Annotated in this window: 10 protein-coding genes; 2 read left to right on the top strand and 8 right to left on the bottom strand. The window is 51.5% G+C overall.

Features of this window, described 5'->3' with window-relative positions:
• The first annotated feature begins 425 nt into the window (after positions 1-425).
• Positions 426-953, top strand: a complete 528-nt coding sequence (locus GGR95_RS13860) for a response regulator (protein WP_184566840.1) — start codon at positions 426-428, stop codon at positions 951-953.
• Between the two features lie 5 nt (positions 954-958).
• On the opposite strand, the gene GGR95_RS13855 is transcribed toward GGR95_RS13860, so the two are convergent.
• The 7 genes from GGR95_RS13855 to GGR95_RS13825 all read right to left on the bottom strand — a co-directional run bounded on the left by GGR95_RS13855 (position 959) and on the right by GGR95_RS13825 (position 9,233).
• Positions 959-1,777, bottom strand: a complete 819-nt coding sequence (locus GGR95_RS13855) for an acyl-homoserine-lactone synthase (protein ID WP_246423387.1) — start codon at positions 1,775-1,777, stop codon at positions 959-961.
• A gap of 479 nt (positions 1,778-2,256) precedes the next feature.
• Positions 2,257-3,564 carry a TRAP transporter large permease gene (locus GGR95_RS13850; RefSeq protein ID WP_184566838.1) on the bottom strand — a complete coding sequence of 436 codons (1,308 nt, stop codon included), beginning with the start codon at positions 3,562-3,564 and terminating at the stop codon, positions 2,257-2,259.
• Positions 3,561-4,109 carry a TRAP transporter small permease gene (locus GGR95_RS13845; protein ID WP_184566836.1) on the bottom strand — a complete coding sequence of 183 codons (549 nt, stop codon included), beginning with the start codon at positions 4,107-4,109 and terminating at the stop codon, positions 3,561-3,563. The genes GGR95_RS13850 and GGR95_RS13845 overlap by 4 nt, the downstream gene beginning before the upstream one ends.
• A 71-nt stretch (positions 4,110-4,180) precedes the next feature.
• Positions 4,181-5,332 carry a C4-dicarboxylate TRAP transporter substrate-binding protein gene (locus tag GGR95_RS13840; protein WP_184566834.1) on the bottom strand — a complete coding sequence of 384 codons (1,152 nt, stop codon included), beginning with the start codon at positions 5,330-5,332 and terminating at the stop codon, positions 4,181-4,183.
• Positions 5,333-5,401: 69 nt separating this feature from the next.
• Positions 5,402-6,553, bottom strand: coding sequence for a C4-dicarboxylate TRAP transporter substrate-binding protein (locus tag GGR95_RS13835; protein WP_184566832.1), 1,152 nt, complete (start codon positions 6,551-6,553; stop codon positions 5,402-5,404).
• A 192-nt stretch (positions 6,554-6,745) separates the two neighbouring features.
• On the bottom strand, positions 6,746-7,885 hold the full coding sequence (locus tag GGR95_RS13830; protein ID WP_246423386.1) for a C4-dicarboxylate TRAP transporter substrate-binding protein: 1,140 nt from the start codon (positions 7,883-7,885) through the stop codon (positions 6,746-6,748).
• A gap of 193 nt (positions 7,886-8,078) precedes the next feature.
• Positions 8,079-9,233, bottom strand: a complete 1,155-nt coding sequence (locus GGR95_RS13825; protein ID WP_184566828.1) for a C4-dicarboxylate TRAP transporter substrate-binding protein — start codon at positions 9,231-9,233, stop codon at positions 8,079-8,081.
• 350 nt (positions 9,234-9,583) lie between these two features.
• Here GGR95_RS13825 and GGR95_RS13820 point away from each other — a divergent pair, with 350 nt between their 5' ends.
• Positions 9,584-10,213, top strand: coding sequence for a TetR/AcrR family transcriptional regulator (locus GGR95_RS13820; protein WP_246423385.1), 630 nt, complete (start codon positions 9,584-9,586; stop codon positions 10,211-10,213).
• A 125-nt stretch (positions 10,214-10,338) separates the two neighbouring features.
• Here GGR95_RS13820 and GGR95_RS13815 read toward each other — a convergent pair whose 3' ends face one another.
• Positions 10,339-11,943 carry a class I adenylate-forming enzyme family protein gene (locus GGR95_RS13815; RefSeq protein ID WP_184566824.1) on the bottom strand — a complete coding sequence of 535 codons (1,605 nt, stop codon included), beginning with the start codon at positions 11,941-11,943 and terminating at the stop codon, positions 10,339-10,341.
• Positions 11,944-12,129: the final 186 nt, after the last annotated feature.

Here is a 12,129-nt window from a genome sequence, read left to right as displayed (position 1 = left end):
CACCCCCAATCATGACGCAACCATAGGTGGTAACTAATACCTTAACATGGCAAAATAAGGGCTGATAAGCAATTAATTGCTTACTGTATTGTCACAGATTTTTACGATCAAGCAACACAAATAGCATCAAAACTATGCATATTAAACAATTTCCAAGTCAGCAGGATGCGCCGCAAGGGTAGCTGTCGAAAATTCTTATCGTCGACTTGGAGTACGAGCCGCGTCTGAAAAAAGGTCGGATATTCCTGCCCCTCCGCCTGGCTCAAACACAAACCAAACATGAAATTGATCAGTAACCCAGCTGGCGACGCGGGCTTCTGATCATCTTTGATAAACTGAGCACTTTCACAAAAAAACCCATAAATGCCATAGTTTTGTCAGAAATGTGCTTCAACAAGAAAGTTCTATAAAGGTGGATATCCAACGTGAAAATTCTTGTTGTCGATGACGATCAACACATCGTTGATCTGCTACCCGTCATTCTTCGGAATGTGGGGTTCAGCGATGTCACCTGCCACACATCCGCAACACGCGCGTTTGCGGGACTGCTGAGCGCGACAGCGACCTACGACTGCATCATTCTGGATATCGACATGCCAGACATTGACGGAATTGAGCTTTGTAGACGGATCAGAAAGGTCCCCGGCTACAAAGAAGTTCCGATTATCATGCTGACCGGACGGCGTGACGAAATCTCCCTCGCCGAAGCCATTGAAGCTGGCGCAACAGATTATGTCACCAAACCTTTTGATGTCCTGCAAATTGGTATCCGGATCAAATTATCCGCAAAACTAGTGCGCGCCCAACACGCCATAAACTATTTGCGACTTTCGCAAGACACCCAACCCGAAGTTCCCTTGGGAAATGCCAGCGCCCTCACCCGAAAAGAGGTCGTAAATATCTTTAGTGACGACCTCTATCCAGTCAACACCCCGAGAAAGTCAAAAGCCTGAAACTTTTAGGCGGGCCGGGCAATGGGTTGGCGCACGTCCATCATCGCGGCTTGGGTTCTATCCCCTTCAATCTCGAGTAACGGGCCGATTGCCTCAGCAGACATGCCAATTCTCTTCATCCAGCGGTGAAAAACCGAAGGTACAATCCCGATGATGTGACTAATCCCAAGCTCTCTGGCTGAGGCCGCCATACCCACCATCAATAGTGTCTGAATTCGCGACCGCCTGCTGGCAGAAACCCGAGCTGAAACAAACAGTCGCGTTGCTTCCCAGATTTCATCTTTTACAGGCGCCTCCATATAGAGAATGTCCCTTGGGATGTCTTTCAACAACCCCAACTGGGCATCTCGTATCATATAGGTGTATTGGGCACATCTCGCGGTTGTAGGCGTCAGCCTGATCCCGGCAAGAACTTCTCCGTATTCATGCAAGATAACCCAACGGGCCAGAGGTGTGTCGTATTGATCAAACTCCATCCCGTCTACTTCAGGTAAACTCCACCCTTTTTGAACGATAAACACATCCCTACGGGCCTTGAGGTAATTTGTAAAAAGATTCCCGTGTTCATGAATATTGTGAACGCTGAGGGTGCTCACCCTGATTTCGGCCTCACTGATCTTTGAGGTTTCTTCCGATAGAATTGAAGCGATATCTGGCTTGCGAACGTTTCGCTGGATGCGCGTTTTGGTATCCGGTTCCACCTGCTCAAGCGCAGGAAATACTGATACCCTACAGTCATGTTGGTTCTTGATAAGATCCACAGTCATTCCAGTTCCCTTTTGACACACACAAATTCTCAAATCAGAGAATCCCCCATCTTTCATCAATGATGCCACTTTCTCGCCGTAGTTGAACCCCAAAACCTCCTATTAACCACTTCGTACATTTTTAAAAATAATTTACACTGTACTCTCATAGGCTTGTGATCATTTTAAAGGCAAAAAAATCTCATTTGAAATGCGTAATATCGCAAAAACCCCGTAATCACGCTGATTGAGACGGCCTTTTTCTAGCTAGACACGGGCTTGCCAACAAAACGCGGCACGCCTTCGCTCTCTGTGCACTTCACTAACCAAAAATCTAATACGAGGAATTTGCTTCTGGGCGAGGAAAGAGCCAAGGTCATTCATCTGGAAGCCCCCCCTCAACGTGACCGAGTGAAGGTACCAAAAACCAGTAATTGCAGCCTGACAAAAATATCGTTGGGAATGGAAGCGCGGGCTTCAGTACGTCAAGCAGATGCCAGACATGTAATCAAAAGGAGGGCGGAGGCTATGAGTTGCCGCCGCCCTCGCTTGGGTCGTCAGCCTACCATCTGCGGCAGAAACAAGACAATCTGCGGATATGCGATCAACAGTGCGATGATGAACAAATCAACAATCACAAACCAGAACACACCACGGAAGATGCTCGTCAGGGTTGCGATATTGCCAACCACGCCTTTGATAACAAAAACATTCATCCCCATCGGTGGCGTGATCATTCCAATCTCAAGCAGTTTGACCAGCACAATGCCAAACCACAGCAAGCTGTAGCCTGTTTCCTCAACCAGAGGGATAACGATGGGCAGGGTCAACAGCATGGCGCCAACAGGCTCCAACATCATCCCAAGCACCAGATAGACCACAACGATGCCCAGCATAATCAGGATCGGTGATGCGCCGAACGACAGGATCGTACCAGACAGGGCGTCGCCGATACCGGAAAGAGCCAAAAACCGTGTTAGCAAGCTGGCACCAACTGCGATAACCAACAACGCAGATGTGGTTGTCAGCGTTTCGGTCACCGCCATGCGCAACGCCTTCAGGGTGAGTGTGCCGTTTGCGAAGGCTACGATGGTGGACAGGAATGCGCCGATTGCGCCTGCTTCGGTTGGGGTGAAAGCACCGCCAAACAGCCCCGCAAACACACCGATCACGATCAGCAGCACAGGCCAAGTTTGGCCCAACGCGCGGACTTTTTCTGCAAAGGTGGCTTTGGTCTCAACAGGCGGTGCCAGTTTCGGGTTCAACCAGACACGTACCATGATCAGCGCGATGTAGGCAAAAATCGTGATTAATCCGACGACAAAGCCCCCAAGGAAAAGCTGGCTCACAGATTGCCGAGAGATAATGCCGTAAAGGATCATCAAAATCGAAGGCGGAATAAGCGCCCCGATGGTCCCCGCAGCCGCGACTGTACCAGTGGCCAATTCCGCGCTGTATTTGTGGCGCATCATTTCAGGTACGGCAATTTTACCCATCGCAGCAGAACACGCCACCGAAGATCCTGTCACAGCAGCAAAGCCTGCACAGCCGAACACCGATGCAATCGCCAGACCACCGGGCAGCCCCGACAACCAAACCTGCGCTGCACTGAACAGCCCCTGCGTCAGCCGGGTGTGATAACAAATAAATCCCATAAACAAGAATGCAGGGATCGAGCTGAGCACCCATGAGTTGGCAAAGTTATAAGGTACAATCCCCAGTGAACCCCACGCGATGTTCCAGTTGAACATCGACCAAAGGCCCCCAAAAGACACAGCAATCAGTGAGACACCGATTGGAATCCGCATCAGGATCAGAAAAAAGAGTACGCCGATAAAAATGGCGGCTATTTGTAGCTCGGTCATATTACTTCCTTGTCACCCAGATAGGGGTCTTCAATCGCAAGGCTGCTCAGCCCTGTTTCACGTCCAGTCACCATCCCGTACAGCTTCCAGAGGGCGACAAGCGCCATCAAGCCAAACCCCAATGGCAAAACGAAATATGTAGGCCACGTCAGCACCTTCCCCCCCGCTTCGATAGAGTAGGAACCCGTCGCATATTTGGCCAGCGCCTCTTGGCCAGTACGCATGGCGACAGCAGCGGCAACAACGATGGTGATGATCGTGCCAAAAATCGCGATGAGTGATTGCACCTTGTTGGGGAAACGCTCAACCAACAGTTCAACAGCGATATGGCCGTCTTTTTCCTCAACCGCAGCAAGCGGCAAGAAGGCGATGCCCACCATGTAAAAGGCGGAAACGTAGAGAATGGTGGCGTTCAGGGGGTGCCCGAACACAAATCGCATGGTGACGTCGATGGTGACGTGACAGACCAGCAGTACCACCAAGATACCAGCAACCGATGTCAGGCCGCTGATCAGCCAAGAGATAGCTTTACCGATAGCTTTCATGGGTAAAATCCAGATGTTAGAGGAGAGGAAAGCGGGCGCCATTTGGCGCCCGCAGGGGCGATTGGAGACTGTTATTTTCCGTAGGTTGCGGGATCGACTTTAGACATGACTTCATCCCAATAAAGCTGATGAAGCGCATCTGCGCTGTCGATATCAGCCACAAGCCCGTTCCACTTTTCCAAAAGGGCCGGGAATTCTTGTGCGATTTCTTCGGCGCGTGGCACGTTGTAGGTATCACGGAACAAAGCTGCGACAGCTTGTAGGTCTTGGCGTGAGAATTCCTGTGCGGCGGCGATCAACGCTGCATCGGGTTGGTGGATTTCAATACCGGCGTCACGGGTGTTTTGGATCGCAACCGCATCATTTGTATAGAAGTTCCACGTGGCATCAGCCGTAATGCGACTACCGCCCCACAACAGCGCTTCACGCGCTTTGTCATCCATATTGTTCCAGCGGTCCAGATTGATGTTACCGCCTCCGGTACCTGCATAGACACCACCCGGAATGCGCATGGTGATGTCGGTCAAGACTTCTTCCAAGCTGTAGTTGGTGATTTCAGGCGCGTTCAACATGGCGCAATCAATGATACCTTGATCAAGCGCCTCGTAAACTTCGTTCACGGGCAAACGCACGGCCTGAGCACCGAAATGTTCTGCGAAACGCACAAAGCCAGCGCCACCTGCGCGCAGGCGCTTACCTTTCAGGTCTTCAATGGAGGTGATTTTAGCGTCTTTGCAAAGCAAGTTATAGACAGGCGTGACTCCGCCCGCTGTATAGACTTGGTTTTGCGCTTTGAACTCTTGCTGACACTCGGGGCAATCCTTGACCGTGTATTCCAGCATAGCGCCTGCAAAGGCCAAAGGCTCTTTGCCAGTTGGGTTATCGATTAGATTAAGAAGTTGGTTCAATTCGTGCAGGTAAAGGTTGGTTGGATATTCGGCTGCAAAATATGCCGTCAAAACATAACCAACATCGGCAAGCCCGTCACGCACACCTGCACTTGTCTCAGAGAGGCTGAGCAAGGACATTGGAAAACCTGTAACCGTCACCTCGCCGCCCGAGCGTTCTTCTACGGCTGCGGCATAAGAAGTGACAGCAAGGCCGATGTTTGAATTCTCTGGGTAGCCATAGGCGAAATTCAGTTTTTCTTTGGCACTGGCAGCACCTGCGATGCTCGACGCGGTCAGGATTGCAGCCAATGTTAGTTTTGATAGAGCGGTCATAGTATTCCTCAGTGTGTTAAGCAGAAGCGCACCATGCTCCGGTACGCTTCTGCCAAATCGTTTCTAGTGTTATTGTCCGTAGGTGGCTGGATCGACCTTAGACATCACCTGATCCCAGTAGATCTGGTTCAGCTCTTCGGCGCTTTCGACATCTTTGATAAGCGCGTTCCATTTCTCCAGCAGAGGCGGAAAATCTGCTGCGATCTCTTCGGCGCGGGCAACGTTATAGGTTTCTTTGAACAGCGTCGCGACGCTTGCTACGTCTTCCTTTACAAACGCCTGCACCGCAGCAACAAATTCAGGATCTGCTTGGTGAATTTTAATGCCCTGCGCGCGTGCGTTTTCTAGCGCAGCTTCGTGATCAACAAAGGAAATCCACGTGCCGTTCGCGGTCAGAGTGGACCCGCCCCAGATCATCGCTTCACGGCCTGCATCATCCATCGCAAGCCAGCGGTCACGGTTAACGTTTGCCAGTGCATTGCCGGCAAACAACCCACCCGGCACGCCTAGGGTGATGTCGGTGACGACCTCGTAAAGATTATAGTTTGTCAGTTCAGGCATGGACAGCATCGCACAATCAATGACGCCTTGATCCATCGCTTCATAGGCTTCGCCGACAGGCAGACGGATGGCTTGCGCCCCAAATGCTTCGGCAAAACGCACATAACCCGCGCTTCCAACGCGCATGCGCTTGTTCTTGAAATCATCAAGCGAGGTAATTTTTACGTCTTTGCACAACAGGCCATAAACAGGTGTCGAGGTGCCCGCGGTAAAGACTTGGTTTTGGGTTTTGTATTCATCCAGACACTCAGGGCATTTGGTGAAAGTATATTCCAAAACGGCACCACTATAGGCCAATGGTTCTTTACCTGTTGGCTCTTCGACCAGATTAATAAGGGAATTCAGCTCATGCAAAAACAGGTTGGTCGGGTAATCCGCAGGGTGATAGGGCGGTAAAACAAAAGCGACATCCGCCAAGCCGTCGCGCACACCGGCACTGGCTTCAGGGGTGCTGAGCAATGTCATGGGATAGCCCGTCATGACAATTTCACCCTTTGAGCGTTCGGTCACAGCCGCGCTATAGATTTCAAATGCCTTGCCGACATTTGAGGTGATTGGATAGCCGTACGCGTAGTTCAACCGCTCTTTGGCGATAGCTGTACCTGCGATACAGCTTGCCGCGATGGCCACGGCCAGTACTTTTTTATTAAATGCAGTCATGTTTTTCCCTCCCTAGGATGTCAGGCTGAACGACGCGAAAATTATGCGCTGCTCGGCTCGACGTTTGACATAACACTTCGGCCAATCCTCCTGACCGATATGATAATTAGTAATAATTTCTCACGTTATTTCCCGATGGTTTCCAGTCGGGCACCTGTAAACCAAGTGCCCGACTGGAGCGTTTAAAAATGGTTATTGAGCGTATGTCGCTGGATCAACTTTGGACAAAACCTCATCCCAGTAGACTTGGCGCAGGTCTTCAAAGCTCTCGACTTCATCAACCAGACCGTACCACTTTTCGAGAAGCGGAGTGAAATCAGCGGTGATTTCATCGGCGCGGGCCACGTTGTAGTTTTCCTTGAAAAGCTTGGCCACATTGGCAAGATCTTGCTTCACATACTCCTGAACCGCTGCGACCATTTCCGGCGCTGGTTCATGGAAATTGATCCCCAATTCACGTGCTTTTGCGGTCGCGTCAGCATCATCAAGATAGGACAACCAAGTCGCGCTCGCGCTCATGGTGGCACCGCCCCACAACATTGCTTCGCGGGTTGCATCATCCATCGCCAACCAACGGTCGCGGTTCACGTTCGCCGAGGAGTTACCCGCAAACACACCGCCCGGAACACCGGGGGTGATGTCTGTCACAACTTCGTAAAGATTGTAGTTGGTCAATTCAGGAATAGAGATCATCGCACAATCAATGATGCCCTGATCCAGCGCTTCATAGGCTTCGCTGGTTGGAATCCGGATAGCTTTTGCGTCAAAGTTTTCGGCAAAACGGACAAATCCAGCACCACCCGCACGCAAGCGTTTGCCTTTTATTTCGTCTAGGTTTGACACCTTGGTGTCTTTGCACAACATACCATAAAGCGGTGTCACACCACTGGCTGTATAGACCTGATTTTGCGCTTTATACTCGTCCAGACACTCGGGGCATTTGGTGAGCGTATATTCCAGCATGGCACCGCCATAGGCCAAAGGCTCTTTACCTTTGGGGTGCTTCATCAGATTCAGCATGGGATTCAATTCATGCAAGAACAGGTTGGTCGGATATTCGGCCGCGTGGTACGGCGGCAGGACAAACGCCACATCTGCCAATCCATCACGCACACCTGCGCTGGATTCTGAAGTGCTCAGCAGTGTCATAGGAAAGCCCGTGACGACGATTTCACCGCCTGAGCGTTCTTCAACAGCTGTTTTATAGGCCTCAACGGCTTTGCCAACGTTTGAATTTACAGGGAAACCATATGCAAAGTTCAACCGTTCTTTGGCAACTGCGCTGCTGCCAATAAGTGCGGTTGCGACTGACGCAAGCAAAGTGAATTTCATCAAGGGACTCATTAATTTTCTCCATAGCCGTCATTCGCTGTTTGCGCCGTTCAGAGCAGACCTCCGCCGCTGGCAATAGCGAATGAACATTGATTAATGTGTTTTCTACTGGCATCAGGGTGCCCCCTAACCACGTAGAAAAATTGCGTGGCTGGAAACGGAAATCCGTCTCCAGCCCCTTTAACGCCCTAAATTACTGGGCGTATGTCGCTGGATCGATCTTGGACAAAACTTCGGTCCAGAAAAGCTCCTGCAGCTCTTCGCTGCTCTCAACATCAGCAACAAGGCCACCCCATTTTTCCAAAAGTGCTGGGAAAGCGGCCGTGATCTCTGCGGCCCGGGCCACATTGTAATTGTCCTTAAACAGGGTCGAAACAGTATCAAGATCCTGCTTCATGAACTCTTGCACAGCGGCCACCAATTCTGGCTCTGGCTGATAGATGTTGATGCCATTTTCGCGGGCATGTTGGATTGCAGCAGTGTCGTCCGAATAGAAATTCCATGACACATCAGCCGTCATGTGGCTGCCTGCCCACAACATCGCAGCGCGGGATTCATCATCCATCCCCTTCCAGCGATCAAGGTTCACGTTGGCACTGGCAACACCAGCAAAGGCCCCGCCCGGCACGCCAAGAGTGATGTCTGTGACAACTTCATGCAGGTTATAGTTGGTCAATTCCGGCGCACTGAGCATGGCGCAGTCAAGGATACCTTGATCAAGCGCTTCGTACACTTCGCTGACGGGCAGACGCACACCAGTGGCGCCAAAATGCTCGGCAAAGCGCACAAAACCAGCACCGCCTGCACGCAGACGTTTGCCTTTCAGGTCTTCTACCGATGTCACCTTCACGTCTTTGCACAGCAGGTTATAAAGCGGGGTCACACCGCCACCTGTATAGACTTGGTTCTGCGCCTTGAATTCTTCCAAGCACTCGGGGCAGTCGTTCAACGTGTATTCCAGCATCGCGCCAGTATAGGCCAATGGCTCTTTACCAGTTGGCTTTTCAATCAAATTGATCAACAGGTTCAATTCATGCAGGAACAGGTTGGTCGGGTATTCCGCCGCAAAATAAGGTGTCAGAACAAAGCCCACATCCGCCAGACCATCGCGCACGCCTGCACTGGTCTCGGAAAGGCTCAGCAACGACATGGGGAAACCCGTGCTGGTGATATTGCCACCTGAACGCTCTTCTACCGCAGCGGCATAATCATCGACAGCAAGGCCGATGGCCGAGTTGTTCGGATAGCCGTAAGCAAAGTTAAGCCGTTCTTTGGCAGCGGCCTGTCCAGCAATTGCAGTTGCGACAAGCGTTGCCGCTAGGGTTAGGTTGATTCCAGAATTTCTCATGATGCTCCTCCAAGCAAAATCCAGCGCCGTGCGATATAAATCGACGGCTGCCAGACCAATTTTTTTGTCCTCTGTCTCCCACCACGACCCACACTCCCGAGTCGCCACATGTACCCTGTCAAATCACTTAAAGCGGGAAACATTCTCCAGAGTATGTTAACTTACATGCCGCCCGAAGTGTCAACTCGAATTAATAGAGTTACTAGCGCGAATTTCGTGTATGCCCTGTAACGTTGGGTCATAGTTTTGATCACACACGGCATTCTGTTTCGGGAGGAAGCAGGAAACAAAACGCCGTCTAGTTCTAATGAATAAGGCGGCCAAGCCGTCAACGTTATATGGGAGGGGCGATGAGCGATCTAGGGACATTGCCAGAAGGCAAGACAGACAGCGTGCAGCAGATCATTGATGCTGCGGCACAGTGTTTCATGGCGAAGGGGCCAGAAAAAGCAACGATTGATGACGTTGCAAGCCTGCTTGGCTCAACCAAGGGTCGGGTTTACCATCATTTCCGGTCTAAAAATGCAATTCTTATCGAAGTGCACAATCAAGCGATGCAGTCTTTATCGAATACAATCAATCCATTGATTGCCAGAGATATTCCTGCGGACCAAAAGCTGTTGGAGATGGCAGTGGCACATGCCAACGTCATTATGGATACTTTCCCGTTCCAACGCAGTGTACGCCTAAGCGTGGACATCTATTTGCTGGGTTCGAGCACCACAGAAGAACGCGAGATCATGGGCAAGCTGATTGACGCGCGCAATCAATATGAAAACCTGTTCCGTGATGTCATCCGCACAGGCATCGAAGAAGGCACGCTAAACGTACCGGATGTTGCGATGGCCACCCGCGCCCTGCTGGGTGCGCTCAACGGGTTGGGTGACTGGTACCGCATCCGCCCGGATCAAAGCCAAGAAGAACGCGAAGCCATCGCCCAAAACCTTGCTGACACAGTTATCCACGGCATCAAGGCATAGAACGCCGCAGCACAAAACATAAAGGTGGCGTACAGGCCACCCGATAGAGGGTGGCCTGACATCTGTTTTTCGGCACGTCTTTACTGACCTCAAATTAACCTTTGGGGCCAGTAAACCGCCCTGCCCTAGCTCTCTTGCAAAGACGCTCGCAAAGTATTCTTCACAATCTTGCCGTTGGCATTGCGAGGCAGCGGTTCAGGATCAAATGTCACGAAATCCGGCGCTTTGTAATCTGCCATTTTTGACTTGGCAAAAGCACGAATGGCATCGCGGTCCAATGTTGTGTCTGTTGTGTGGATAAAGACATGCATCTTCTCTCCCAGCACAGGATCAGGCCGGCCAATGGCCGCGCATTCAATCACGGAAGGATGCGCCATCAGCGCATTTTCAACCTCAACACTATAGATGTTATACCCGCCCCGAATGATCATATCCTTGCGGCGGTCATGCAGGCAGATAAAGCCTTCGGCGTCCCGCGATCCCATATCGCCGCTTTTCCAATAGCCGTCTTGGAATTCGCCTTGCGTGCGCTCAGGGTTATTCCAATATCCAGGGACGGTCATCGGGCTTTTGATCCACAGTTCTCCGTGCTCGCCCTCAGGTACGTCTTGGCCTTTTTCATCCACCAGTCGAATCTCGGCGCAAGGCATCGCGACACCGATGCTGTCCGAGCGCGAGACCCCATACCCAATGGGCAGGATCGTGACAGCCGAGGTCAACTCCGTCGCGCCATAGGCGTTCATCAAGCAAAGGTTCGGTAGTTTTTCGGAGAGTTCCGCAATTGTAGATTGCGCCATGGGCGCCCCGCCATACCCCCCAATCCGCCATGCAGCCAGATCGTAATCAGCCAGATTGCAACGCAGCAAAAACAGGTTGTACATCGCGGGAACCATCAAGGTCAGCGTCACCTTCTCATCTGCCACAAGTGTCAGAAATTCATGCGCTGCGAATGTTTCCATCATGACGGCACAGCCCGCCGTGTGGATAGAGGTGAACACCGTTGCAATCAGACCCGTAACATGGCTGGCAGGAACACAAAGCAAAGACCGCTCATTCGCCCCCAACTCCATCGCCGCCTCAAAGTGAAGTGTCGAGTGCACGATATTAAAATGGGTAAGCGTTGCCCCTTTGGGTTGGCCCGTGGTTCCCGAAGTATAGAGGATAACGGCGACGTCCTCTTCGTCCACCTCAACAACGCCAGTGAACGGAGCGTCAGCCATCAAATCTGAAAACGGCTGTGACCCATCAACATCCCCGCCAACGCAGTAAATGTGCTCTAGCGCAGGCAGAGCCCTGCGTTCTGGCAGGCGATCCGCCACATCCATCCCATGCACAACGATCCGCGCGCCGCATTGCTGCAAAATGAACTCAAGCTCGGGCGCAGATTCGCGGATGTTGATCGGCACAGCAATTGCGCCAAGGCGCAGGCAGCCCATCATCACTGCGGTAAATTCCCACCGGTTGCTGATCAATAGCGCAACACGGTCGCCCTTTACGATGCCATTCGCCTTCAGACCCGCAGCAATGCGCCCCACGACGTGATCAAAGCTTGTGTAGGTAAAACGTGTCTCACCACTCACCACCGCTTCATCATCTGGCGCGCGTGCAACAGCCGCTGCAAACATCGCGTTAAGATCGGCAGGCCGATCCGTAAAACACTTCAACTCTCTCCCGTCAAAGTGGGTTTCCATCTGGATACGATCAACAATCGCACTGGACCATTCTGGCATTTAAACTCTCCCATAGTTCGCGCCATTCATTGCTCGAAGTTAAAAAAACTTCAACTGCCAAACATGAGGATCACCACTAAATAACTGCGAATTATAGGAAAAACGGCAACGCCATACCATGCGAATGCCAGCACCCTATGACATGACCTCACATATTTTAGAATTTAGGAGAGGTAACTCCGAACA

It is taken from the genome of Sulfitobacter undariae (genome assembly GCF_014196805.1).
Classification (GTDB): Bacteria; Pseudomonadota; Alphaproteobacteria; order Rhodobacterales; family Rhodobacteraceae; genus Sulfitobacter; species Sulfitobacter undariae.
Note: the sequence above shows the minus strand (reverse complement) of the source record. Positions and strands in the feature narration are given on the sequence as shown.